The sequence below is a fragment of the Leifsonia sp. Leaf264 genome, from assembly GCF_001422325.1.
GTDB lineage: Bacteria > Actinomycetota > Actinomycetes > Actinomycetales > Microbacteriaceae > Orlajensenia.
Map to the genome: position 1 here is coordinate 298,558 of NZ_LMMR01000006.1, position 23,382 is coordinate 321,939.

Sequence of the window (23,382 nt, forward strand, 5' to 3'; positions counted from 1 at the left end):
GTCCCGGCCATTCCCTACCGTCGTGCGGAGGCGAACTGCGGCTCGGCGGCCTCGACCGCTGTGCGCCGAAGCCCGAGCCCGAGACCGACGGCCACCGCCGCACACGCGATTCCCACGATGCCGACGGCCACCGGCAGTCCGCCGACCGCCGCGACGATCGCTCCGATCAGGATCGGCGTGAGGAACTGGCCGAGGAAGAACGCCGACTGCCACCAGCCTGTCGAACGGCCACGCTCCTCGAACCGGATCGTGGACAGCGCCCAGGTCAGCATGGACGGCAGCAGGAGGCCCGAGCCGAACCCGGCGATCACAGCGCCGATCACGACACCCGGAACTCCGCCGATGATCCAGATGACCAGCATTCCGAGGGCCTGCAGGCCGAAGGCGAGCGGGAGCAGGAACCGCGGCCCACGCCCCGCCAGCTTCGGGAAGGTCAACGCACCGGCTGCGGTCACCAGGGATGCTCCGGCGGCCACAGCTCCGATGACCGCGGTGTTCGACGCGTCGACGCCGTTCGCCACCAGGAGGTAGCTGGTCTCGATCAGCATGACGTAGAAGGAGAAACCGCCGAACAGCGCGACCACGAGTGGCAGGCGAAGCCGACGCCACGGGACGGGCACCTTCGTCGCTGCGGCGTGCGCATCAGTCGTGTCGACACGGCTCGGCTCCCAGAGGCCGAAGATCATCGGGATCGCGATCACGAGGCTGAGGGCGTAGATCCAGAACGGCGTGTGCCACCCGCCGACGCCGAGCGCGCCACCCAGGATGATGAAGACCGTCGCCGCGAGAGTCGTGACCACGGTCTGCAGTCCGAGGTACTTGTTGCGTCGCTTCTCCTCGTGGAAGTAGTCCACGATCAGGGTGGTGCACACCGTCATGATCGCGGCTTCGGTGATACCGACGCCGACTCGCGTGGCGAGGATGAGTTGCAGAGACTCCAGGTAGGCCGGAGCGGTGCCGACGAACGCGTACGCGATCATCGCGGTGATGAGCAGTTTCTTCCGACCGAGACGATCGACGATCTGTCCCGCGAAGGGCGCGAAGATGGCGATCATGAGGGCCGGTATGGCAACGATCATCGGAACGAGGATCGCCGCCCCGGGCTCGGCTCCGAAGACCTCGGAGAGTTGAGGAAGGATGGGCGTGATGAGCACCGCGCCGAGCACGGGCATGCAGCTGCCGGCGAGGAGGAGCACTGCCTGCCAGACGCCCGCGCGCCTGGTTGCGGCGGAACGCCCGATGGATGAGTTCGTCATTGAATCTCCTGGAATCGTGATGGGTGTTGCACGGGCCGATCGGACGGGGTGCTGATCGGGGTCTGGGTCACGGGCGCACGCGCAGGCGCGGCCGGATTCTGGCGGGTGGGATCGGGGGCACGGATGCGGCGGCCCCCACGACGTTCCGGATCTCGCCGATGCCCTCCACGCGCATGACGACTTCGTCACCTGTCGCGAGTGGAGGAGGGGAGAGCTCGCCGCGCCTGCCCCACAGTTCGGCGAGGCATCCGCCGTTTCCCGCAGTGCCGGAGCCGAGAACGTCTCCCGGCACGACGCGGCTGTTGCGGGAGGCATAGGCGACCAGTTCGGCGAAGGGCCAGCCCATGTTCGAGAGCAGGTCGATCCCCACCTGCTCCCCGTTGACGGCCACCTCCATGGTGAGAGGGAGGAAGCCCTCGTCGTCGTGCAGGGAGGCGAACTCGTCGGCCGTCACGATCCACGGGCCGAGAGTGGTTCCGAAGTCCTTTCCCTTGCAGGGTCCGAGACGCACCTTCATCTCCCGGCCCTGCACGTCGCGGGCCGACCAGTCGTTGAAGACGAGGTAGCCGAAGATGTGCTCCGCGGCATCCGCAACCGTGAGATTCGCACCGTCACTGCCCGGAACGCCGCCGATCACGGCGCCGACCTCGAGTTCGAAGTCGAGGCGCTCGGTGACGGGCGGACTGACCAGCTCGTCCGTGGCGAGGATCGAGTGCGGGTTGGTGAAGTAGAACGTGGGGTACTCGTACCACTCCGGCACGACCTCGCTGACGCCGTCGATCGAGGCGGTGACACCTTCCACGTGCTCCTCGAAGGCCACGAAGTCCCGGATGCTCGCCGGCACCAGCGGAGCCAGGAGCGAGACATCGGTGAGAGGGATGCCGTCGACGACGTGAGCGGATGCCCCGAGCTCGAGCGCGGCGGCCAGCCCACCCGCGAGCACGTCGGCCATGGTCGCGCCGTCGGGGAACGGGACGACGTGGTCACCGATCACGAAGCCATCGGCGGTGACGCCGTGCTGGGCCCATCGTGCGATCCTCATCGCGGGATCCCCACTGCTCTCCGGTGCCCGGCCGCCTGCTTCATTTCGGCGAGCGCGGGGAACAATTGAGCCGCGTTACCCGACAGGATCGCCCGCTCGGCGTCCTCGCCCAGACCGGATGCCTGCACCCGCTCGACCGGATCATCGACGCCCATGTCGAAGGGATAGTCGCTGCCGAGCAGCACGCGTTCAGGGCCGGCGGCGTCGACGAGGGCCCGCAGGACGGCCGGGTCGTGCACGAGCGAGTCGAACCAGAGCCGGCGCAGGTAGCTCGTCGGCTTCTCCCGGCATCCGTGCGCCTCGGGGCGCACGGTCCAGGCATGGTCCGAGCGACCGATGTATCCGGGCAGGTAGCCGCCGCCGTGGGAGGCGATGATGCGCAACCCCGGATGGCGGTCGAGAACGCCCGAGAAGATGAGGTGCGACAGTGCGACGGCGTTCTCGGCCGGCTGCCCGACCGTGTTCGACAGGTAGAACCTGTCGAGTCGTTCGTCGAGGGTGCAGCCGAACGGATGCAGGAAGACCACGGCGCCGAGTTCGGCGGCGCGCTGCCAGAACGGCTCGAGCCGCTCGTCGGAGAGCTCGACGTCGCCCGCGCTCGATGAGATCTCGACGCCGGCGAGGCCGTGCCCGATCATCGCGTCGTCAAGGGCGGCGACGACGAGTTCCGGATGCTGCAACGGAACGAGTCCGAGTCCGACGAGACGATCGGGGGCGCTGGCGACGAGTTCGGCGGTGAGCCTGTTCGCCTCGCGTGCGACCCAGGCGGCATCCGTCTCCGAAGCCCAGGGGTAGTAGTGCGACGGGGACGGCGAGACGAGCTGCACGTCGACGCCCTGCGCGTCCATGTCCGCCAGGCGAAGCGGCAGCTGGGTGAGGCGCGCGAACCGCTCGCGGATCATCGCTCCCGACGCGGCCAGGCTCTCGGCACCGTTGCGCCGCGCCTCGAGCTCGCCCGCTGCGGCGAACCCCGCCGGATCGCGCTCCTGCATGGCGCCCTGCAACTGCGGGAGGAGCACGTGGGCGTGCACGTCGACGACGGGTGCACCCGCGACATCGCCGGGCATCGGCTCGCTCATGCCGGCTCGCTCACGAGTGCGCCGATGCGACCCATCAGGCCCGGGATGTCGGCGTCGCGTCTCTCCTCGATCAGCCAGGTGCCGAGTTGCACGGATGCCTCGACCACCTCACGAGCTCGCGGAAGCCGCCGCGCGTGGAAGGCGTCCCAGAGGCCCTGGTCGACGACATCCGCCGCGAGCAGCAGCTCGGCGAGGACCGCCGCATCCTCGACGGCCTGCGCGGCGCCCTGCGCCAGGGTCGGCGGTCCGCTGTGGGCCGCCTCGCCGATGATGACGACCCGACCCCGGTTCCACGCGTCGGGCACGACGTGCTGGGTGAACCAGGTGTAGTTGACCCGCGACGCCGTGGAGAGGTCGGCGCGGAAGTCGTCCCAGGGGCCGTGGTAGGCCAGCGACAGGTTCCTCATGATCTCGACGGCCTGCTCGTCGGTGACGCCCGAGCGGTCCTCCGCCTTCTCCACGAGGTAGGCGTACATCGTGTCCTCACCGGTCGGGCAGTACCCGGCGATGAAGCAGGGGCCGCCGTAGTAGAGCTCGGTATGGGTGACGGATGCGGGCCGGTTCACGAAGGCGCGCCAGATCCCCATGCCGGTGCGCTGCGGGCCGACCTCGATTCCGATGAGGTCGCGCACGCGGGAGTGCAGTCCGTCGGCGCCGATCACGAGGCCGTACCGGCCGGTGGAGCCATCCGAGAGAGTGATGTCTACTCCGTCATCGTCGCCGGCGATCCCGGTGACGGTCGTGCCGAAGTGAACGGATGCCCCGACCTCGGTCGCCCGGTCGACGAGGATGCGCGCCAGGTCCGGTCGATACATGCCGACAGTCGCCGGGAACTCGGGGCCTCCGGTGCGCTGATCGGGGATCTCGGCCAGGATCCGGGCCTCGGGGCCAGGGGTGCGGAGTCCGAGCACGTCGAAGCCGTAGCCGGCCTCCTTCACCTGCTCCCAGATGCCGAGCTGGTCGAAGATCCGCAGGGCGTTCCCCTGCAGGGTGATGCCCGAGCCGAGGGCCGAGACGTCGGGCTTCGCCTCGAAGACGTCGACGGTGACGCCTCCTTCTGCGAGAAGGATGGCCGCTGCCGTGCCGGCCGCTCCGCCTCCGACGATGGCTACGCGTGAAACTGCGCTCATGATGTTCGTGCTTTCTGGTCTGGGAGTCTGGGCTAGCGGAGGGCAATCGGGTTCACGGGGGAACCGACTGCTCGGGTGATGGGGATCGGGGGCGCGGCGAGCAGGAATTCGTAGTTCCCGGATGCCGCGCTGTCGTCCGCGAGGGCGTCGAGGTCCCACATCTCACCGATGGTGAGGCCCATGTTCGGGATGACGACCTGGTGCAGGGGCTGGAAGGCGTCGTCGAACTCGTTCGGACGCACCTCGAACCCCCAGGTGTCCGTCGCTATGGCGGCGATCTCGGTGCGGTGCAGCCAGCCGGCGGTCGTGAAGGACAGCCCGGCGGATGGCCCACCGGCGTAGCCGTTCCATCCCTCGCGTCGGGCCCGCGTGTAGCGACCGGTGCGCACGAGCACGATGTCGCCGCGGCCGATCCTGCTGCTCTCACCCTGCGCGGCGATGCACGCCTCGATCTCCTGCGTGGTGATCGCGTAGCCGTCGGGCAGTTCTCCGTCGCCGACGGCACTGCCCGGACGGAGGAACCGTCCGAGGTCGAGGAGCACTCCGCGCCCCACCAGCGAGGCGGCCATGTGTTCGATGCCGGTCACGAGGTCGCCGTCGCTCGTGACGACGTCTCCGGCCCGACGACCGTTCCAGGCGAATCCCCGGTCGAAGATGTGGCCCAGGCCGTCCCACTGCGTCGAGCACTGGAGCGGCATCGCGACCACGTCATCGGCGCCGCCGATGCCGTGCGGGAAGCCCTGCTTGCCGGCTTCAGCGTCGGTTCCCGTGTCGAGCATCGTGTGCACGGGGTTCGTGCGCCGGCGCCAACCGAGTTGGGGACCGTTCATGTCGAACGGCTGGGAGAGCGAGAAGCTCACGCCCCGCTTCACCAGCGCGGCGGCTTCGGCTCGCTTGGCATCGTCGATGAAGTTCACGGTGCCGAGCACGTCGTCCTGCCCCCAGCGGCCCCAGTTGCGGAAGGCCTCCGCTGACGCGGTGACCGCTGCCGTCGCACCGGCGCGATCCAGCTGCGTCGGGTCTTCGGTCGGGGCGCTCATCGGCTCTGGTCCGAGACGCAGCGCACGGTCTGGGTGCCGAGCCCCTCGATGGAGGCGACCATCACGTCGCCATCGCGGAGGAGCCTGCCCCATTTCGCACCGTTTCCCGCTGGGCTGCCCGTGAGAAGGAGGTCGCCGGGGAGGAGCGGCATGTTCTGGGAGGCGCCGGCGATCAGCGCGGGGATGTCGAAGAGCAGGTCGCTCGTCGTCGCATCCTGCATCGTGTCCCCGTTCAGGTCGAGGCGGAGGTGCAGTGCCCCGGGATCGGCGACGGCTGAAGCGGGAACCAGGAAGGGCCCGACGGGGAGGAATCCGGGCGCATTCTTGGCGCGGTACCAGTCGGTGCCGATCTCCTTCATGTCCTGGCGGAAGACCAGGTCGCGCGTCGTGATGTCGTTCGCGATGGTGAAGCCGGCGACATGCTCCATCGCGTGCTCGCGGTCGACCTTGAAGGCGGGCTTGCCGATCACGACGGTCAGTTCCAGCTCCCAGTCGTGCTGGTCGCTGTAGGCGGGGAGCACGAGCTCGACGTCGTCGCCGACGACGCACGCCGGGAGTCCGATGAAGAAGTACGGGATGCCCTCGCGTGCTCGGGTGTCCATCATCTCCGCCGCCCACTCCCGCAGTTCCTCGACCGGACGCGGGTCGGTCTTCTGGCGCCCGGCCACCACGAGGTCGATCACGTGGGTGCGGTAGTTGGCTCCGGTCTGCAGCACCTGCCGCGGTTCGACCGGAGCGGTCAGGGTGACGTCGGCGAGATCGAGCCAGCCTGTCCCGTCGACCTGCTCCTCGTCAGCCAGCGAGGCGAGGCGGGTCCACGCATCCGGGCCCTCCGCCAGGAAGGAGTTGAGGTCGGGAGCGCCCAGTTCGCTCTCGGTCAGGGGACGGATGCGCGATCCGACGACGAGGCCGAGGCTGGGCGGTCCGCCCGGTTCGAGAGGAAGCCCGTTGGGGCCGTTCGCACTGAAGCGTGCGAGGGCGAAGGGGGCGGTCAGGCCCGTCGACGACGATGTCACGTGGATCTCCGATCACGGCGGCGCAACGTTGCGGCCGTGAGGCCATCCAATCGGCGATCGATCCATCAGTGAAGCGCATATGACTGATGCGCAGCATCACTCGCATTGATGACTGGACGCGCCCCCCTCCTGCGGCCCACGGCATCAATCAGACTGATGGAACGCATCACCGGATTCAGCTTCCCTGATGGTCAGACGGTCGCGATGGTTGAGGGGCAGACAGTCGACCGTCTGGCGACGTCCCTGAATCGAAGGATCAACGATGATCAAACTCCTCTCCCACCTCTCCCATGTGGAGATCACGACCCCCGACGTCGCGGCATCCGTCGCCTTCTACGAAGAGCAGGTCGGACTGCGCACGATCCACACCGAGGATGGAAAGCACTACCTCCGCGCCTGGGGCGACTACTACACCCACAGCCTCGTGATCTCGGAGGGCCCGGAGACGACCCTGGCCGTGATGGCGTGGCGCACCTCGAGCGACGAGGCCCTCGACGAGGCTGTGCGGCGCATCGAGGATGCGGGGCACGCCGGCACCTGGAGCGAGAAGAGCTTCGGGCACGGCCGCTCGTACACGTTCACGGGCCCGTACGGACACACCATGGAGCTCTACTGGGACGTCGAGAAGTACAAGGGCGAGGGCGAGTTCGCCTCGGTCTACCCCGACCGTCCGGAGCGCCGCAGCCGCCACGCAGTGGCACCCCGCCAGCTCGACCACGTCACCGTCGCGTCGAGCGACGTCAAGGGCTTCGCGCAGTGGTACGGCGACGTGCTCGGCTTCCGGGCCATGGCATTCACCGAACTCGACGAGGCGCCGCTCACGGTGTTCGGCGTCATCACGACCAACGAGAAGTCGCACGACCTCGGCATCGTCTACGACGGATCCAGCCGCGCGGGTCGCGTGAACCACTATGCGTACTGGGTCGACACCCGCGAGGAGCTGCTCCAGGCGGCCGACGTGCTCATGGAGAACGGCACCGACATGGAGTACGGCCCGTCGATCCATGGCATCGGAGAGCAGAGCTTCCTGTACTTCCGCGACCCGAGCGGCATGCGCGTCGAGGTCAACACGGGCGGCTACCGCAACTACGTGCCCGACTGGGAGCCCTATGACTGGAAGCCCTCGCAGGGGTCGAACAACTTCTACCGCAACGGTTCCATGCCGATGTCGATGACTGAGTCGTTCCCGCCGGCTGACGGCCCGAGCGCGACCGAGGAGGGCGTGCACCCCGACACCCTCGCCGACATCATCAACCCCTACGCCAAGCAGGGTCGCGGGTAGAACCACCGCTCGACGCACGGGGCGCCTCAGGTCGATCGACCTGAGGCGCCCCGTGCTCGGTGATCGGGGAAGCGAACCGCCCGCAGCAACACCCCTTGGGGTGTACCCGGGCGCATCGTGCCGCTGCGAGGCTGCTTCAGATGGGACAGCTGATCTACGGCGAGGGCACCGCGTACGACATGGACGACCGCACCATGAGCCACGTCCGGGTGGCGGTCGGGGTGCGACTGCGCCGACAGGAGGCGTTCTACCTGTCCTGGACCAACTCGCACGCCATCGGATCGGGCCGGGTCAGCCTCTGGCTGTCGCCTTCCATCCCGCTGCAATTCCGTTTCAACGGGTCGCGCTCAGTGGAGCTCAATCGTGACTGGTTGCGGGCGCTGGATGCCAGCGCGTTCAACGAGGGCGGAATGATCGTGATGCCGGAGAGCGAGGCCCCCACGTACGTCCGTCTGCTCGAGACCGCCCCGACGGCCGGTTGATCGGCGCCTCACCTGCGGCCTGCACCAATCTGCCCTTTCGGGCGGCAGGATGGACCCATGCGCATTGTCATCACCGGTGGATCGGGCAAACTCGGACGAACGGTGGTGCGCGAGCTCGCGGCATCCGGTCACGAGGTGGTCAACCTCGACCAGAACGGCGAGCGCGGGCCGGGGTTCGTGAGAGTCGACCTGAGCGACTTCGGGGCCGTGATCGACGCCATCGCCGGACTCGCCGAGCAGCCGGACGGTCATGAGGATCGTGGCAACGTCGATGCCCTCGTTCACCTCGCCGCCGTGCCGGCCCCCGGACTTGTGAGCGACGTCAGCACCTTCCACAACAACATGCTCGGCACCTTCAACGTCTTCTGGGCGGCGAAGCGCCTCGGCATCAAGCGCATCGTCTACGCCTCCAGCGAGACGGTTCTCGGCCTGCCCTTCGATGTTCCGCCGCCCTACATCCCCGTCGATGAGGAGTACCCGGCGCGACCCGAGAGCGTCTACTCCCTGGTGAAGCACCTCGAGGAGCAGTTGGCGCTCGAGCTTGTGCGCTGGGACCCCGAGCTGTCGATCACGGCTCTCCGCTTCTCGAACGTGATGGACCCCGAGGACTATGCCGCCTTCCCGTCGTTCGATTCGGATGCGAGCGCCCGCAAGTGGAACCTGTGGGGTTACATCGATGGCCGCGACGGCGCCCAGGCGATCGAGCGCGCCCTGACGACCGCCGGTCCGGGGTTCGATCGCTTCATCATCGCGGCAGCCGACACCGTGATGAGCCGGCCGAATGCCGAGCTGGTGGCGGAGGTGTACCCCGGCGTGCCCGTGCACGGCGAGCTGGGCGTGAACGACACGCTGCTCTCGATCGCGAAGGCGCGGCGGGTGCTGGGGTTCGAGCCGAAGCACTCGTGGCGGGACCACGCGACACGCTGATCGTGTAGCTCGCGCGGCCTACTCGACCAACGATCCGGGTGCGATCGTCAGACTGCCGTCGGCGAGAACGCGTGCAGCGCCTCGGCCATCGGCGCGAGCTCCGGCCGCTCGGCGGCGGATGAGAGCACGCGCTCGAGGGCGTCGTCGTGGATGGGCCGCGCCCTCTCGTAGAGCGCTCGGCCCGCCGCCGTGAGCTCGGTGTAGATGCCGCGCCTGTCGTCGGCGCACAGCACGCGGGTCAGCAACGCGCGCTCCTCGAGCCGCGTCACGAGACGGGTCGTGGCGCTGGCGCTCAGGGCAGCGGCTCGGGCGAGCTGCTGCATCCGCATGTGCCAGCCGTCCTGACGGCTCAGGGCGTCGAGCACCGTGTACTCCACCACGGACAGCCCCACGGATGCCGCCAGCGCGCGCTCCAGTTCGGCCTCGATGAGCCCGTGCAGAGCGGCCAGCGTGCGCCAGCCCTGTGCGCGTACCTCGACGGCGTCGTCGGCGATGCCCATGAAGTCCTCGATCCTGTCGTGCCCACGGCGCCCAGACGACGTCGGGAAGGTTAGTTGCTTGCGCGTTGTATTTGCGTGTGCAAGTATTTATACACCGCGTCTGCAACTAACAGCGTACGCCACCATCGTGGAATCCCACCTCGTACAGGAGACATCAGCATGCCCGCAGGCTTGATCGCCCTCGCCATCGGCGGATTCGGCATCGGACTCACCGAGTTCGTCATCATGGGCCTCCTTCCGGAGGTCGCCGCGAGCTTCGGGGTGACCGAGGCTGCCGCCGGCTGGCTCATCTCCGGCTACGCCCTCGCTGTCGTCGTCGGCGCCCTCGGCATCACGGCGGCCACGATCCGTCTCCCCCGCAAGGCCGTGCTCATGGCTCTACTCGTGCTCTTCATCGCCGGCAACACCCTCTCGGCCATCGCGCCCAGCTACGGCGTCATGATGAGCGGTCGGGTCATCGCCGCCCTCTGCCACGGCGCCTTCTTCGGCATCGGCGCTGTCGTCGCCGCCAGCCTGGTGCCGGCGAATCGCAGGGCCGGCGCCGTCGCCATCATGTTCACGGGCCTCACCGCCGCGAACGTGCTCGGTGTTCCGTTCGGCACCTTCCTCGGCCAGCAGTTCGGCTGGCGGTCCACCTTCTGGGTGATCGCGGCCATCGGCGTCGTCGCCCTCGTCGGCATCTGGCGGCTGGTCCCGTCGACCCGTGCGACGACGGATGCCGCGGGCGAGGCATCCGTCACCGCGGTGCCCTCCCCAGCGGCGCCCAGCCTCCGCACCGAGCTCGGGGCGTTCCGCTCGGGCCAGGTGTGGCTCTCACTCGCTGTCACCGTGCTCGGCTTCGGCGGCATGTTCGGCGCCTTCACCTACATCGCCTACACGCTCACGGAGGTGAGCGGCTTCGCGTCGGCGACAGTGCCCTGGCTGCTCGTGCTGTTCGGCGCCGGACTCGTCATCGGCAACTGGATCGGCGGCCGCCTCGCCGACAGGTCGATCGACGGAACCCTGCTCGGCTTCCTCATCGCGCTCACCGTCGTGCTCGTGCTGTTCGCCCTGCTCGCCGGCAGCCCCGTGGCGACGGTCGTGCTGCTCATGCTGATGGGCGGCTTCGGATTCGGCACTGTGCCCGGGCTGCAGACCCGCATCATGGGCTACGCCGCCGGGGCGCCCACCCTGGCCTCGAGCGCCAACATCGCGGCCTTCAACCTGGGCAACGCCCTGGGCGCCTTCCTCGGCGGCCTGGCCATCAGCGCCGGCCTCGGCTACACCTCCCCGCTCTGGGTCGGCGCCGCCATCACGGCCGCCGCCGTGGTCGTGATGGCCGTCGCCGCCGTCGATGCCCGCCGTGCGACGCGCAGAATGGTAGAGGTGCCGGCATCCCCCACGCGCCCCACTCCGGCTGTCGCCTGAGCGACGTCACCACACCCCGCACGCACCCCGCCGCATCCGGCGAATGAAAGGACGGAAACCATGAGCGACATCCTCATGATCGTGACAGGGGCCACGAGCCTCACCCTCACCGACGGCACCGAGCACCCCACGGGCTTCTGGGCCGAGGAGCTCGTGGTCGCCCACCGTGAACTCCGAGCCGCCGGCCACACCATCACCATCGCGACGCCCGGCGGGGTCACCCCCACGGTCGACGCTGGAAGCCTCTCGGATGCCGGTGCCGGCGGAGCCGAGAAGGCGGCCGAGCTGCGCGGCTACCTCGACGAGATCGCCCCCGAGCTGGCGGCATCCGTGCCCCTCGACACGATCGACGTGTCGGCGTTCGACGCCGTCGTGCTGCCCGGCGGTCACGGTCCGATGACCGATCTGGCCTTCGACCCGACGACGGGACGCCTGCTCACCGAGGCGAACGCCGCCGGAACGATCATCGCTCCGTTCTGCCACGGCCCCGCAGCCCTGCTGTCGGCCGTGGGTGCCGACGGTGCCTTCGCCTTCGCCGGGCGTCGCCTCACCGTGTTCACCGATCACGAGGAGCTCACCGGCGGAACCGGCGAGAAGACGCCGTGGTTCGTCGAGACCCGCCTGCGCGAGGCCGGAGCCGTCGTCGAGACCGGCGCCGACTGGTCGAGCCACGTCGTGGTCGACGCCAACCTCATCAGCGGGCAGAACCCGCAGTCGAGTGCGGCTGTTGCGGCCGCTGTGATCGAAGCGCTGGCTACCGCCGACTGAGCCCGGCCTCAGCGGACTCAGTCGAAGAGTTCGCTGAGCCAGCTCTCCCGCTTCTTCGTGCGGTAGTAGCCCTGGTCGCCGGCCTGCTGGCGTGCGCGGTCGTCGTAGCGGCGATCGTCGTGGCCACGCTGGTCGTAGCCCTGTTGCCCATGGGCCTGCGCGGGTTGCTGCTCGCCCCAGCTCGGCTGCGACTGCGCGGCCACAGGTGTCGCCGGCACCGCCGACGACCTGTAGTCCTGAGCCGCCCGAAGCTCTGCGCCGGCCCGCTCGAGGATCTTGTCGAGCTCGCCGCGATCGAGCCAGACCCCGCGGCACGTGGGGCAGTAGTCGATCTCGACACCACCACGTTCGCTCATCACGAGCACGGACTGGTCATTCGGGCACTGCATTCGCATCCTCCTTCGACGGATGATCCGAGCCTAGGAATCGTTCCTGTGCAGATCCCGGATGCGCCTCATACCCAAAGATCACCCCCGAAATCTTCCGAGAATCACAGCCACGCTCCGGCTCCATGTGCGATCATTCCGCCACGGTCCTGCGTTGTGCCGCGGCCCGAGGGGAGACATCGATGGCGACGTTCGGGGTGGAAGAGGAGTTCATGTTCCTCGATCCGGATACTCTTCGGCCTGTCGACGTCGGCACGCACGTGCACGAGGCGCTGGTGGAGGAGCCGGCCTGGTCGGGGATCGTCAATCACGAGTACCTCGCCTCGCAGGTCGAGCACACCTCGGCCGTGTTCGGCACCCTGGCCGAGGCATCCGTCGCCCTCGATCGATTCCGGCACGAGATGGCCGAACGCGCCGCGAACCTCGACGTGATCGCGGCGAGCGTCGGCATGCCGTACGAGGCGCCGGTGTACCCGACGATCACCGAGGACGACCGCTACGAACGCGTGGTGGGCGAGTACCGCCAGATCATCGCCGACCACCAGATCAACGGCCTGCACATGCACGTCGCCGTTCCCGATCGCGACGCCGGCGTGCGCGGGCTCAACCGCATCCGCCAGTGGATGCCGCTGGTGCAGGCCATGAGCGGCAACTCGCCGTTCTGGCGTGGCGTCGACACCGGTTTCGAGAGCTGGCGCGGCATCGTCGTGCGCCGGTGGGCCGTGTCGGGGTGTCCGCCGGTGTTCGCCGACGCGGCGGACTACGAGCGACGGCTGCGCACGGTCGTCGGCGTCGGCGGCACCTTCGACACCGGCATGGTGATGTGGAATGCGCGCCTCTCCGAGCACGTGCCGACCCTGGAGGTGCGCGTCTGCGACGCGCAGCTGACGACCGACGACACGCTCCTGCTCGCCGCGATAGTGCGCGGACTCGTGACGACGGCCCTCGCCGAGCCCGTGGGCACCCAGGCCGTCGACATCGCGCCGGAGTTGCTCGACAACGCACTCTGGCAGTCGGCGCGGGACGGCCTGCGCAACCGCCAGCTCGATCCGATCTCGGGCAGGATGATCGACGCGCGCGAGGCCATCGACAGCCTGCAGCGCTACATCGCCGACCAGCTCGACGCCGAGGGTGATCGCGAGTTCGTCGCTGCCGGCACGGCCCGCCTCCTGCGCGAGGGGACCGGGGCCCATCGCCAACGTGCCGCCATGCGGGCAGGAGGCATCGCCGGCCTGGCGCGCCTGCTGCGGGAGAGCGTCACCGCCCCGGTGTGACCCGCACCACCATGAGGGAGTGGGCCGCGAGCGTCGTGGGCGAATCGGACGGGGTCGATACGGCATCCGCATCCGAATCGGCATGCGGGTCCGCATCCGCATCCGCATCCGCATCCGGGAAGGCCAGCAGCACCGTCCCCACCGGCACCTCGACCGGTGCCGGCTCGGGCGCGAAGTTCACCGCCACCACCACATCGCCGCGACGCATGGTCAGGACTGATGCTCCCCCGCCGGCGATCCACACCACCGGTGGCACCGGGCTGCTGAAGGCCGGTTCGGTGCGGCGCAGTCTCGCGAGTGCGCGATAGAACTCCAGCAGGCGCGCATGACGCCCGTGCGCGAGCTCTTCCCAGTCGAGCACCGACCGTTCGCGCGTCGCCGGATCCTGCGGATCCGGCACGAGCGCGCGGTCCCAGCCCATGCGCGCGAACTCGGAGATGCGGCCATCGGCGACGGCTGCACCGAGGTCGGGCTCGGGGTGGGAGGTGAAGTACTGCCACGGCGTCGACGCCGCCCACTCCTCGCCCATGAACAGCATCGGGGTGAACGGGCCGAGCAGCGTGATTGCGGCGGCTATGGCCAGCTGGCCGTCGTCGAGGGTCTCGGCGAGCCTGTCGCCACGTGCCCTGTTGCCGATCTGGTCGTGGTTCTGATCGCTCACGACGAGCCGCCACGGCGGCGTGAGTTCGACGTCGAGCGGATGCCCGTGCTCACGCCCGCGGAACGACGAGTAGCTGCCGTCGTGGAAGAAGCCGCGAGTGAGCACCTTCTCGAGCGACGCCAGGCCGGCGAAGTCGGCGTAGTACCCGGTGACCTCGCCGGTGAGGGCGACGTGGAGTGCATGGTGGAAGTCGTCGCTCCACTGCGCCGCGAGACCGTGGCCCTGCGGACGCGGCTCGATCATGACGGGGTCGTTCAGGTCGGACTCGGCGATCAGGTGCAGGGGACGCCCGAGGTCGGCGGCCAGGGCATCCGTCGCCGCAGCGATCTCGGCGAGGATGTGCGTCGGGCTGGTGTCGTGCAGTGCATGCACGGCATCGAGTCGCAACCCGTCGATGCCGTAGTCCCGCAGCCAGAGCAGCGCGTTGTCGACGATGTACCGGCGTACCTCGGCGGCGTCGGCTCCGTCGAGGTTCAGCGCGCTCCCCCATGGTCCGTCGTCCTCGTGCAGGTACGGTCCGAACCGTGGCAGCACGTTGCCGCTCGGGCCGAGATGGTTGTACACGACGTCCTGGATGACGCCGAGGCCGGCAGCGTGCGCCGCGGCGACGAACCGCCTGTAGGCGTCAGGCCCTCCGTACGGCTCGTGCACCGCGAACCAGAGCACGCCGTCGTAGCCCCAGCCGTACTCGCCATTGAAGGCGTTCACCGGCAGCAGCTCGATGAAGTCCACTCCGATCGAGCGCAGGTGATCGAGGTGGTCGACAGCGGCATCCAGGGTGCCTGCGCTCGTGAAGGTGCCGAGGTGCAGCTCGTAGATGACGGCGCCCTCGAGCGGCAGGCCCCGCCAGCCGTCCCCACCGTCGCTCTCGGCAGGGGGCGGGGTGAGGTCGACGGTGCGCGAGAGCCCGTGCACGCCGTCCGGCTGCCGCAGCGAACGCGGATCGGCCAGCGGTCCGTCGCCGTCGACGATGAATCCGTAGTCGAGGCCGGCCGGGACCTCGACCGGATGCCGCCACCAGCCGTCGCCGTCGCGGGAGAGCTCGATGTCCTGGCCGTCCAGGCGCAGCACGAGCGTCTGGGCAGCCGGCGCCCAGACCCCCAGCCTCATCGCCGCCCCTCCCCCGCCAGCACGGCTCGGGGCGCCAGCAGGGCGACGGGGTAGTGCGCCAGCAGGTCGGCGACGGCGATCTCGCCGCCGTCCCACTCGCGGGCCGTAAGCACGTCGACGAGTTCGGCATCCGGTAGCCGGATGCTGGTGTCCTGCCAGCCGCCGTCTGCGGCGAGACGCAGGGAGAGCCTGGTCACGACGCTGATGGCACCCCCGCGGTCGAAGGCGACGACGTGCGGAGCAGCGCGACCGTACGCCGGCAGGCCGAGGTGGCGGGTGAACAGGCCGGGGTGGTCCCGGCGCAGGCGCAGCGCCCTGGACGCCACCAGCAGCTTGGCCGCTCCCGACTCGTCGACGGGCGGCAGCCAGCCGTCGTCGAGCCGTGCGAGAAGGTCGCGGCGGTGACCGAAGTCGATCGGGCGCCGGTTGTCGGGGTCGACGAGCGAGAGCTCCCAGAGCTCGCTGCCCTGGTAGACGTCGGGAACCCCCGGCGCCGTCAGCTGCACCAGCTTGGCGCCGAGGCTGTTCGCGAAGCCGGCGGCAGTCGTCGCATCGACGGCGCGTCGCACGATCGCGGCGACAGCGTCGTCGTCGAAGACGGCGTCGACGGCTGCGCGCAGCCGCGCCTCGAATGCCGCATCCGGAGCAGTCCAGGTGGTCGACGTGCCCGACTCGCGGGCCGCCTTCTCGGCGTAGGCCTGCAGGCGTTCCCGTGTCGCCGGCCAGGCGCCGACGACGGCCTGCCAGAGCAGGTTCTCGAACGCGGCGTCGCCGAGCGGTAGGCGCTCGTGCAGGGCCGCGAGGGTCTGCGTCCAGCCGTCGGTCCACTCCGACAGCACCGAGATGCGCGCGCGGACGTCCTCCCCGCGCTTCGTGTCGTGCGTCGACAAGGTGGTGAGGGACGCCGGGTAACCGCTCTGGCGCGAAGCCTGGCGCTGGTGGAACGTCGCCGTGTCGATCGAGAACTCGCTGGGATCGGCGCCGACCTCGGTGAGCGAGGTGAGCCGGGTGAACCTGTAGAACGCGGTGTCCTCGACGCCCTTCGCCATCACCATGCCCGACGTCTGCTGGAAGCGGACTGCTGCCGGATGCGCCGGGTCGGCCAGGACCGCGGCCACCGCATCGATGGCGGCCGCGATCTCGGGTCGGCGTCGGCGCGCCTCGAGGCGGGCGGCCTCGAGGCGCTCGGCTCCGAAGGGCAGGTAGGAGCGGTACACCGGGAAGCAGGCCAGCAGTTCACCGACGGCATCGGCACGGCTGTCGAGATCGGAACCGCGTGCTGCGGCATCCGGGAGCAGGCGGGCCAGCCGCAGCACCTCGGAGTGCAGGATGCCGTCGGCGACGGCGCGCTTCGTTCCGTGGATGAGGTCGTCCCAGTCGACTGGTTCCGTCTCGGGTTCGATGTCGGCGACGGCACCGTCGAGGGCCTCGCGCCCGCTCGGGTCGACGAAGAGCCTGTCGACCTCGGCGAGGGCGTCGTAGCCGGTGGTGCCGGCCGTCACCCAGTCGGGCGGCATGGTCTCGTCGCCCTCGAGGATCTTCTCGATCCACACCGGGGCGCCACCGGTGAGGCGGGCGAGGTCGGCGAGGTAGCGGCCGGGATCGGCGAGGCCGTCGGGATGATCGACGCGCAGGCCGTCGGCGAGTCCGTCCCGCACCCAGCGACCGATCTCACGATGCGACTCGTCGAACACCCACGGCACCTCGACCCTGATGCCGGCGAGGGTGTTCACGGCGAAGAAGCGTCGGTAGTTCAGCCCGGCGTCGGCCCGACGCCAGTCGACGAGCCTGTAGTGCTGGCCGTCATGGATCGCACGGATGCCGGCGGCACCGGCGACGGGTCCATCGCCGCCCCGCCCCTCCAGGCTGCCCGGCGCCAGCGGGAAACGGTGGTCGTAGTACACCAGCTCTTCGGCCTCGACGTCGATGCTCATCGCCGCGAACTCCTCGTCGTCATCGCTGCCGAGCACGGGGAGTACGAGCCTGCCGTCCGCGGCATCCCAGTCGATGTCGAAGGCCTCGGCGAAACGGCTGCCCCGACCATGCTTCAGCACGTCCCACCACCAGGCGTTGGCCGACGGCGTCGCCACCCCGACGTGGTTGGGCACGATGTCGATGAGCACGCCGAGTCCCGCCGAGCGTGCTGCAGCCACGAGGCGGTCGAGCCCGTCGGCGCCACCGCGCGCCGGGTCGACGAGCGTGTGATCCGTCACGTCGTAGCCGTGGTCCGAGCCGTCCTCGGCCGTGAGCAGCGGGGAGAGGTAGAGCCAGTCGGCGCCGAGTGAGCTCACGTGGTCGACGACGGATGCGGCATCGTCGAGGGTGAACCCCGGCGTGATCTGCAGCCTGTAGGTGGAGCGCGGGAGGCGCCTCGGCTGCGGCATCCGTTCGCCCGACGTCGAATCCGATTCGTGCATGCGCTCCCCCTGCTGTGACCCCGGCTGGCGTGACGACGCCGGTGGCTCCACCGGCGTCATCTCAGGGTGTCACGAGTTCACCGCTGGGCGTCCCCCTTTGCGTGGATGGCCTCGATGATCTCCAGTACGCGCACGGCGTCGGCGGGGTCGACGGGAACGGGGGCACCGCGCAGGATGGTGTCGGCCAGCGCCCTGTAGAAGCCGGCGTAGTCGCCGCGATCCGTCGGCTCACGACGGGTCGCGCCCTCGAGGCCGAGGACGCCCCAGCCACTCTCGGGCTTCTCGCCGAAACCGGCATCCGTCGGCGAACCTCCGCCCTTGAGCGCGGCCTCCTGCGGGTCGAGGCCCCAGGAGGTGTAGCCGGCGTCGGAGCCGAGCACGTGGAAGCGCGGGCCGAACTGGGCGGCGAGGGAGTTCATCCAGAGGTGCGAGATGGTGCCGGACGCGTGGGTCAGCGCGACGAAGGCGTCGTCGTCGGCACCGGCGCCCTCGCGGAGGGTGCGCACCTCCGCGTAGACGTCGTCGACCGGACCGAACAGGGTGAGCGCCTGATCGATGAGGTGGGTGCCGAGGTCGTAGAGGATGCCGCCGCCGGACGCCGCAGCGGTGCTGGACTTCCAGGTGGCGGGCGGTGCCGGCTTCCACCACTCGAAGCGCGACTCGAAGCGGCGCACCGTGCCGAGCTCGCCGTCGTCGATGAGGCGCCGGAGCGTGAGGAAGTCGCCGTCCCAGCGTCGGTTCTGGAACACGGTGAGGGTGCCGACGGATGCCGCAGCCGCGGCGATCAGCGCGCGTCCTTCGGCCGCGGTGACGGCGAACGGCTTGTCGACCACGACCGACAGCCCGGCGGCGAGCGCCGCCTCGGCGAGGGGGGCGTGGGCCTCGGGCGGGGAGCCGATGACGACGAGATCGAGGTCGGCGGCGCGGGCGATGACGTCATCGGGGCTGTCGACGACGACAGCGTTCGGGTGCAGGCGCTCGGCGTCGGCGCGACGCTCGGGGTTGGAGGTCACGATGACGTCGAGGGAGTACTCGCGGTTCGCTGAGACGAACGGAGCGTGGAAGACCTTCCCCGAGGTGCCGAAGCCGATGACGGCCGTGCGGATGGGCGGGGTGGTGGTCATGGCGGCTCCTGTTCGCGGCCGCGCTGGGAGCACGCGGCATCTTCATGGATACCACGCGGTGTGCGGCATCCTGGGCCGACGAATGCAGGATGAGACGCGGTTCGCCTGCGATATGCGCCTGCGTCGGGTCTCATCCTGCAAACTCGGGCAGGGTCAGCGCAGCTGCACGAGTTCACGCACGTCGTCGAACGGCAGTTCGTCGACGACGGCGCTCACCCAGATCTCCTCGAGGGTGACGGCGCCGCGGTAGGTGCTGAGGAACGCCGTGTCCGCGGCGTCGCGACCCGTCGCTATGCGCACCAGCGACTGGCGGGGGGCCAGCGCCGTGGCATCGACGACGTGCCAGGCACCCTCGACGTAGGCCTCGGCCACGGCGTGGAAGTCCATCGGGTCGAGTCCGGGGGCGTAGACGGCCACGAGACGGGCCGGGATGTCGAGCGCGCGCAGGAACGCGATCACCAGGTGGGCGTAGTCGCGGCAGACGCCCTGGCGGGCGAGGAGAGTGCGTTCGGCGCCGTCGGTCGGCAGGCTCGAGCCGGGAACGTAGGCGAGGTGGCTGCCGACCCAGGAGCTGACGGCGTCGAGCGCCTCGACGCCCTTCAGGCCGCCGAACTCGGCGACGGCCGTCGGGCCGAGGGAATCCGACTCGCAATACCGGCTCGGACGCAGGTAGGTGAGCAGCGAACGCTCGGTGACGGCGAGCGGCTCGGCCTGGCCCGTCACCGTGACCGCGTAGTCGAGGGTGAGCTCCCCGGGTCCGGCTTCGAGGGCGTGGATGCGCGTGCCGTGGCCGCTGACCACCTCGCGGGCCTCGACCGGAGCTCCGTCGAGCTTCAATTCCAGGGTCTCGGTGCGTTCGTTGCCCTCTGCTGCCGCCACGATGAACGCGAGGTGAGCCGGGTCGAGGATCTGGAGGCGGAGGTGGGCGTTGGCTGTGCGCTGCATCTGGGGTCTCCTGGTGCGACGAGGTGCGACGGGGACGGTGCCGTGCCGAGCGGCACTGTCCCATCATCACAGCTATCCGGCCCGGTGCCCGTGCGTCGACTCCGGTGACCCCGCTTGGATGACACATCGGGTCGGGCGCGGACAAGCCCCTCGACAGCGGGGGCCGGCGGCCCTAGCGTCGCAGTATGGACAGCACCTTGGCGTGCCTCACCGACTGGATGACGAGGCAGCGCTGGTACGGCGGCAAGGCCCGCATTCCCGAACTGCGCCGTCTGGGCGCCTGGGACCTGCCGAGCGACACCGAGGGCGTACGGGTGCGCACCCTCCTCCTCATGGACGACGCCTCACGACCGCCGACGCTCTACCAGGTGCCGATCACGCTGAGGCAGACGCTCCTGCCCGGAGGAGGCCGCCATCTCATCGGGCGCATTGAGTCGGGTGAGTACGCCTACGACGGCCCCCATGATCCGGTGTACGCCCGAGCTCTGCTGCGCATGATCGTCGGCGAGCAGACGGCGGTCCCGGATGCGGTCGAGGCCGTCGATGCCGTCGGCCACAGCTCGGTTCCCGCGGCGCGGGCCGACAACCCGCGCCTGGACGACGCGGCGATGACGTCGACGGTGCTGAGCGGCGAGCAGTCGAACACCTCGATCATCTACGAGGGACCGGGCGATCGCACCAGCGTGATCTGCAAGGTGTTCCGTCAGCTGCACCACGGCGCCAACCCCGATGTCACGCTGCAGACGGCCCTCGCCGATTCCGGTTCACCGCATGTCCCGCGCAGCATCGGTCACGTCACCGGCGAGTGGGACGACACCGGGCGCTCATCGGGCCGCGCCAGCGGACACCTCGCCTTCGCCCAGGAGTTCCTGCCCGGAGTGCAGGACGCGTGGCGGGTCGCACTCGACGCCGCGGCATCCGGTGAGGAGTTCAGCGGCCAAGCGCACGACCTCGGTGTCGCAACGGCCGTCGTGCACAGCTCGCTCTCGCACCTGTTCCCCACTCGACCGGCGAGCCCCGGAGACATGGTGGCCATCACCATGAGCTGGTACCAGCGACTGGCCGTCGCCCTCGCCGAGGTACCGGAGATCGCTGAGCACAGCGCGGAGATCGAGGCGGTCTTCGACGCCGCACAGGAGGTGCCGTGGCCGTCGATGCAGCGCATCCACGGCGACTTCCACCTCGGCCAAGTGCTGAGCGTTCCCGATCGGGGATGGGTGCTGCTCGACTTCGAGGGTGAGCCGATGCGTCCCATGAACGAACGGGTCCAGCCCGATCTCGTGCTGCGCGACATCGCCGGAATGCTGCGATCCTTCGACTACGTGGCCGGCTCCACGAAGGCCGACCACCCGGAACGCCGGGTCTCAGCCCTCAAGGCCTGGGCGCACAACGCACGCCGCGCCTTCGTCGACGGCTACATCGAGGCCTCCGGCAACGACCTGCGCGAGCACCGTCAGCTGCTCGACGCCTTCGAGCTCGACAAGGCCGTCTACGAGGCCGTGTACGAGACGCGCAACCGCCCGACGTGGGCGCCGATCCCGTTGCTCGGCATCGAACGCCTGCTCTCACGCGGGCGGATGCCGGAACGCGTCGAGGTCGGCGGGCGCGCGTAGCCTCGAGGCATGCGATTCCACTTCACCGCGCCGCTCTGGGAATGGGAGGCGCGCGCCAACTGGTACTTCGTGAGCCTGCCCGAGGAGATGGGCGCCGACATCGCCGAGGTCCCGCGGATGACGCGCGGCTTCGGAGCCGTCAAGGTGAGAGTCGGCGTCGGGCGCACGACGTGGTCCACGTCGATCTTCCCTCTGGCCGACACCTACGTGCTGCCGATCATGAAGGCCGTGCGCAGGGCCGAGCGCATCGAACCCGACGACGAGGTGACGATAGACCTCGAGGTGCTCGACCTGTGAGGAGCGAGACGTAGCGGGTGCTGCATCCGCTGCCCGGATGCGGCCCGACTACAGGTTGATGAGCCTCGTCGTCGTCGACCCGGCATAGGAGATGCGCACCATCTGGGCGCCGGTCACTCCCGCCGGCACGATGGCGATGGCTCGATGATCGGCTTCGGTCGCCGTCTCCTCGACGTAGCCGTCGATGCCGACACGCACCCTGGTGCCCTCCGGCACGTCCTCCTCGACTGTGATGGCCAGGGTGCCGTCGGCCTCGAGGGCTATCGAGGCGTCGGCGAACGGGGTGACGATCTGCAGCTGGTACGGGTCGGTCTCGACGCCGGCAGCCGTCACCACCACGACGTCGACGAGCCGGCTGTCGAGGCCGTCCTCCGGGGGTGCCGGGACGTCGACGATGATCTCGCTCGGCGAGAGCGCCGGCCGCTGACCATCGGTCTCGATGGCCGGAACCACGACGGTTCCGAACCTGACCCAGACGTGGGCGTGCTTCTCGTCGACATCGGCTCCCGGTGGGATGAAGTTGGTGCCACGCACCCGCACCCGCGCTCCGACCGTCGGAATCCCCGATCCGGTGTCGGGCACGATGGTGAGGATGCTGGGCGAGTTCTTCTGCACGGCCTTCTTGCCCACGTAGCCCAGTGCTGACGCGCTGGTGAGGATGACGATGGCCTCGGGCAGATCGGGCAGCCGCGTCGAGTTCGCGAACAGCAGCACGGCGAACACGACCACGGCGATCGTGTTGAACACGAGGTACTGGGTGTCGATGAGGTCCGTCGTCCCGGCGTCGTTCGACACCAGGTCCTTGATCTGCGGCTCCCCTGTCGGGACCTTCTGCAGGTCGCCGGCAGCGACCTTCGAGGAGTCGATCTGCTGCACGAGAACGAGAGCGGCGAACGGGCCGCCGAGCAGGAGCAGGTAGTCAGCGCTGATCGGGAGGCCGTCCGTGCCGGCCGGTAGCGCCTCGGCCGGAACCCAGTGCCCGGTGAGCACGCCGACGAAGACCAGGTAGATGAAGGCCCACGCCAGCACGACGGTCCAGATCCAGGCCTGGAAGGACGAGGTGGAGAATCGTCCGTCCTTGCCGATCAGCACGCCGATGAGGCCTCGCGGCTGGGTGAGCCTGGAGATGATCGCCAGCAGCCCGAGGGTGAGCACCGTGGCAGCCGCGGCGGACCAGAGATGCTGCATGACGATCGTGGGGACAGTCGACATGGTGAAGGCGGCCGCTGCGATCAGGAAACCGGCGATGCCGACGAAGATGCGCCAGGTGCGCGATCCGACGTGGTGCAGGTACTCGTCGCTGCGGGCATCGAGCTCGGTGGTGAGCTCGAGCTCGAGGGCGGCGATCGCCGCACTCGCCTGGTCGCTCCCGGGAGAGGGAGACGACGGGTCGCTCGCGGAGCCTCCGGAGGGGCCGGCCTGAGTTCGGAGCGCCCGGATCCGGGCACGCAGCTGATCGATCTTCGTCTTGCTCGCGGCTCGGCGCTTCGCATAGTCCATGGCGAACCTGACCTTCGGGTAGGGCAGTGCTCAGTGTTCTGAGAACGGGAGCGATTGTCCTCCGGCGGCAGCCGTGCCGCAATGCGCTGACGCGAGGAACGGGGCAGGCCCTGATGGGCCTGCCCC

At 69.5% G+C, this 23,382-nt stretch carries 21 protein-coding genes; 8 read left to right on the top strand and 13 right to left on the bottom strand.

Translation table 11 applies throughout. The annotated features are described in order from the left end of the window. Nucleotides 1-14: 14 nt before the first annotated feature. The 6 genes from ASF30_RS14530 to ASF30_RS14555 all read right to left on the bottom strand — a co-directional run bounded on the left by ASF30_RS14530 (nucleotide 15) and on the right by ASF30_RS14555 (nucleotide 6,563). Entirely contained in the window at nucleotides 15-1,256 is a 1,242-nt protein-coding gene (locus tag ASF30_RS14530; protein ID WP_055908030.1) for an MFS transporter, read from the bottom strand. Between the two features lie 67 nt (nucleotides 1,257-1,323). Then, nucleotides 1,324-2,298: a fumarylacetoacetate hydrolase family protein gene (locus ASF30_RS14535; protein ID WP_055908033.1), complete on the bottom strand. Its 975-nt coding sequence runs from the start codon at nucleotides 2,296-2,298 to the stop codon at nucleotides 1,324-1,326. Beyond that, a complete protein-coding gene (locus tag ASF30_RS14540) occupies nucleotides 2,295-3,377 on the bottom strand; it encodes an amidohydrolase family protein (RefSeq protein ID WP_055908035.1) in 1,083 nt (360 codons plus the stop codon). The genes ASF30_RS14535 and ASF30_RS14540 overlap by 4 nt, the downstream gene beginning before the upstream one ends. Further along, nucleotides 3,374-4,507, bottom strand: coding sequence for an FAD-dependent monooxygenase (locus tag ASF30_RS14545; protein ID WP_055908038.1), 1,134 nt, complete (start codon nucleotides 4,505-4,507; stop codon nucleotides 3,374-3,376). Before ASF30_RS14545 ends, ASF30_RS14540 begins: the two co-directional genes overlap by 4 nt. Before the next feature lie 32 nt (nucleotides 4,508-4,539). Further along, nucleotides 4,540-5,547, bottom strand: a complete 1,008-nt coding sequence (locus ASF30_RS14550; protein WP_055908040.1) for a cyclase family protein — start codon at nucleotides 5,545-5,547, stop codon at nucleotides 4,540-4,542. Next, complete coding sequence (locus ASF30_RS14555) at nucleotides 5,544-6,563, bottom strand: fumarylacetoacetate hydrolase family protein (protein ID WP_082467833.1); 1,020 nt, start codon at nucleotides 6,561-6,563, stop codon at nucleotides 5,544-5,546. Before ASF30_RS14555 ends, ASF30_RS14550 begins: the two co-directional genes overlap by 4 nt. Nucleotides 6,564-6,825: 262 nt before the next feature. Between ASF30_RS14555 and ASF30_RS14560 the strand changes: the two genes are divergently transcribed. The 3 genes from ASF30_RS14560 (at nucleotide 6,826) to ASF30_RS14570 (ending at nucleotide 9,254) form a co-directional block, all read left to right on the top strand. Continuing rightward, nucleotides 6,826-7,845 carry a VOC family protein gene (locus ASF30_RS14560; RefSeq protein ID WP_055908042.1) on the top strand — a complete coding sequence of 340 codons (1,020 nt, stop codon included), beginning with the start codon at nucleotides 6,826-6,828 and terminating at the stop codon, nucleotides 7,843-7,845. A gap of 140 nt (nucleotides 7,846-7,985) precedes the next feature. Beyond that, nucleotides 7,986-8,327, top strand: a complete 342-nt coding sequence (locus ASF30_RS14565) for a DUF7882 family protein (protein WP_055908044.1) — start codon at nucleotides 7,986-7,988, stop codon at nucleotides 8,325-8,327. 57 nt (nucleotides 8,328-8,384) lie between these two features. Beyond that, on the top strand, nucleotides 8,385-9,254 hold the full coding sequence (locus ASF30_RS14570; RefSeq protein WP_055908047.1) for an NAD-dependent epimerase/dehydratase family protein: 870 nt from the start codon (nucleotides 8,385-8,387) through the stop codon (nucleotides 9,252-9,254). 47 nt (nucleotides 9,255-9,301) lie between these two features. On the opposite strand, the gene ASF30_RS14575 is transcribed toward ASF30_RS14570, so the two are convergent. Then, on the bottom strand, nucleotides 9,302-9,754 hold the full coding sequence (locus ASF30_RS14575; RefSeq protein WP_055908050.1) for a MarR family winged helix-turn-helix transcriptional regulator: 453 nt from the start codon (nucleotides 9,752-9,754) through the stop codon (nucleotides 9,302-9,304). Between the two features lie 159 nt (nucleotides 9,755-9,913). Between ASF30_RS14575 and ASF30_RS14580 the strand changes: the two genes are divergently transcribed. Further along, complete coding sequence (locus ASF30_RS14580) at nucleotides 9,914-11,161, top strand: MFS transporter (RefSeq protein WP_055908053.1); 1,248 nt, start codon at nucleotides 9,914-9,916, stop codon at nucleotides 11,159-11,161. 60 nt (nucleotides 11,162-11,221) lie between these two features. Further along, the gene (locus tag ASF30_RS14585; RefSeq protein WP_055908057.1) at nucleotides 11,222-11,929 is read left to right on the top strand and encodes a type 1 glutamine amidotransferase domain-containing protein; all 708 of its coding nucleotides are present in this window, start codon (nucleotides 11,222-11,224) and stop codon (nucleotides 11,927-11,929) included. Nucleotides 11,930-11,946: 17 nt separating this feature from the next. Here the strand turns inward: ASF30_RS14585 and ASF30_RS14590 are convergent, their stop codons facing one another. After that, the gene (locus ASF30_RS14590; protein ID WP_055908061.1) at nucleotides 11,947-12,318 is read right to left on the bottom strand and encodes a TFIIB-type zinc ribbon-containing protein; all 372 of its coding nucleotides are present in this window, start codon (nucleotides 12,316-12,318) and stop codon (nucleotides 11,947-11,949) included. 179 nt (nucleotides 12,319-12,497) lie between these two features. On the opposite strand from ASF30_RS14590, the gene ASF30_RS14595 reads away from it, so the two are divergent. After that, the gene (locus ASF30_RS14595) at nucleotides 12,498-13,589 is read left to right on the top strand and encodes a carboxylate-amine ligase (protein WP_055908064.1); all 1,092 of its coding nucleotides are present in this window, start codon (nucleotides 12,498-12,500) and stop codon (nucleotides 13,587-13,589) included. On the opposite strand, the gene treZ is transcribed toward ASF30_RS14595, so the two are convergent. From treZ to ASF30_RS14615, 4 genes are all read right to left on the bottom strand, one after another. Next, nucleotides 13,573-15,360: a malto-oligosyltrehalose trehalohydrolase gene (treZ, locus tag ASF30_RS14600; RefSeq protein ID WP_055908067.1), complete on the bottom strand. Its 1,788-nt coding sequence runs from the start codon at nucleotides 15,358-15,360 to the stop codon at nucleotides 13,573-13,575. The genes ASF30_RS14595 and treZ overlap by 17 nt on opposite strands. Then, nucleotides 15,357-17,777, bottom strand: a complete 2,421-nt coding sequence (gene treY / locus ASF30_RS14605) for a malto-oligosyltrehalose synthase (RefSeq protein ID WP_235480343.1) — start codon at nucleotides 17,775-17,777, stop codon at nucleotides 15,357-15,359. Before treY ends, treZ begins: the two co-directional genes overlap by 4 nt. A gap of 77 nt (nucleotides 17,778-17,854) precedes the next feature. Beyond that, complete coding sequence (locus ASF30_RS14610) at nucleotides 17,855-18,901, bottom strand: Gfo/Idh/MocA family protein (RefSeq protein ID WP_055908072.1); 1,047 nt, start codon at nucleotides 18,899-18,901, stop codon at nucleotides 17,855-17,857. Nucleotides 18,902-19,054: 153 nt separating this feature from the next. Continuing rightward, nucleotides 19,055-19,846, bottom strand: a complete 792-nt coding sequence (locus tag ASF30_RS14615; RefSeq protein ID WP_055908075.1) for a transglutaminase-like domain-containing protein — start codon at nucleotides 19,844-19,846, stop codon at nucleotides 19,055-19,057. A 185-nt stretch (nucleotides 19,847-20,031) separates the two neighbouring features. Between ASF30_RS14615 and ASF30_RS14620 the strand changes: the two genes are divergently transcribed. Together ASF30_RS14620 and ASF30_RS14625 are read left to right on the top strand one after the other, a co-directional pair. Next, nucleotides 20,032-21,459: a maltokinase N-terminal cap-like domain-containing protein gene (locus ASF30_RS14620; RefSeq protein WP_055908078.1), complete on the top strand. Its 1,428-nt coding sequence runs from the start codon at nucleotides 20,032-20,034 to the stop codon at nucleotides 21,457-21,459. A 9-nt stretch (nucleotides 21,460-21,468) separates the two neighbouring features. Then, nucleotides 21,469-21,756: a DUF1905 domain-containing protein gene (locus tag ASF30_RS14625; protein WP_055908080.1), complete on the top strand. Its 288-nt coding sequence runs from the start codon at nucleotides 21,469-21,471 to the stop codon at nucleotides 21,754-21,756. A gap of 48 nt (nucleotides 21,757-21,804) precedes the next feature. Here the strand turns inward: ASF30_RS14625 and ASF30_RS14630 are convergent, their stop codons facing one another. Next, nucleotides 21,805-23,256: a hypothetical protein gene (locus ASF30_RS14630; protein WP_055908083.1), complete on the bottom strand. Its 1,452-nt coding sequence runs from the start codon at nucleotides 23,254-23,256 to the stop codon at nucleotides 21,805-21,807. Nucleotides 23,257-23,382 lie beyond the last annotated feature (126 nt).

Bases quoted from the DNA above. Each gene is read 5' to 3' on its own strand.
- ASF30_RS14530 (WP_055908030.1), bottom strand. From the start codon at position 1,256: ATGACGAACTCATCCATCGGGCGTTCCGCCGCAACCAGGCGCGCGGGC.
- ASF30_RS14535 (WP_055908033.1), bottom strand. From the start codon at position 2,298: ATGAGGATCGCACGATGGGCCCAGCACGGCGTCACCGCCGATGGCTTC.
- ASF30_RS14540 (WP_055908035.1), bottom strand. From the start codon at position 3,377: ATGAGCGAGCCGATGCCCGGCGATGTCGCGGGTGCACCCGTCGTCGAC.
- ASF30_RS14545 (WP_055908038.1), bottom strand. From the start codon at position 4,507: ATGAGCGCAGTTTCACGCGTAGCCATCGTCGGAGGCGGAGCGGCCGGC.
- ASF30_RS14550 (WP_055908040.1), bottom strand. From the start codon at position 5,547: ATGAGCGCCCCGACCGAAGACCCGACGCAGCTGGATCGCGCCGGTGCG.
- ASF30_RS14560 (WP_055908042.1), top strand. From the start codon at position 6,826: ATGATCAAACTCCTCTCCCACCTCTCCCATGTGGAGATCACGACCCCC.
- ASF30_RS14565 (WP_055908044.1), top strand. From the start codon at position 7,986: ATGGGACAGCTGATCTACGGCGAGGGCACCGCGTACGACATGGACGAC.
- ASF30_RS14570 (WP_055908047.1), top strand. From the start codon at position 8,385: ATGCGCATTGTCATCACCGGTGGATCGGGCAAACTCGGACGAACGGTG.
- ASF30_RS14575 (WP_055908050.1), bottom strand. From the start codon at position 9,754: ATGGGCATCGCCGACGACGCCGTCGAGGTACGCGCACAGGGCTGGCGC.
- ASF30_RS14580 (WP_055908053.1), top strand. From the start codon at position 9,914: ATGCCCGCAGGCTTGATCGCCCTCGCCATCGGCGGATTCGGCATCGGA.
- ASF30_RS14585 (WP_055908057.1), top strand. From the start codon at position 11,222: ATGAGCGACATCCTCATGATCGTGACAGGGGCCACGAGCCTCACCCTC.
- ASF30_RS14590 (WP_055908061.1), bottom strand. From the start codon at position 12,318: ATGCAGTGCCCGAATGACCAGTCCGTGCTCGTGATGAGCGAACGTGGT.
- ASF30_RS14595 (WP_055908064.1), top strand. From the start codon at position 12,498: ATGGCGACGTTCGGGGTGGAAGAGGAGTTCATGTTCCTCGATCCGGAT.
- treZ (WP_055908067.1), bottom strand. From the start codon at position 15,360: ATGAGGCTGGGGGTCTGGGCGCCGGCTGCCCAGACGCTCGTGCTGCGC.
- treY (WP_235480343.1), bottom strand. From the start codon at position 17,777: ATGCACGAATCGGATTCGACGTCGGGCGAACGGATGCCGCAGCCGAGG.
- ASF30_RS14610 (WP_055908072.1), bottom strand. From the start codon at position 18,901: ATGACCACCACCCCGCCCATCCGCACGGCCGTCATCGGCTTCGGCACC.
- ASF30_RS14615 (WP_055908075.1), bottom strand. From the start codon at position 19,846: ATGCAGCGCACAGCCAACGCCCACCTCCGCCTCCAGATCCTCGACCCG.
- ASF30_RS14620 (WP_055908078.1), top strand. From the start codon at position 20,032: ATGGACAGCACCTTGGCGTGCCTCACCGACTGGATGACGAGGCAGCGC.
- ASF30_RS14625 (WP_055908080.1), top strand. From the start codon at position 21,469: ATGCGATTCCACTTCACCGCGCCGCTCTGGGAATGGGAGGCGCGCGCC.
- ASF30_RS14630 (WP_055908083.1), bottom strand. From the start codon at position 23,256: ATGGACTATGCGAAGCGCCGAGCCGCGAGCAAGACGAAGATCGATCAG.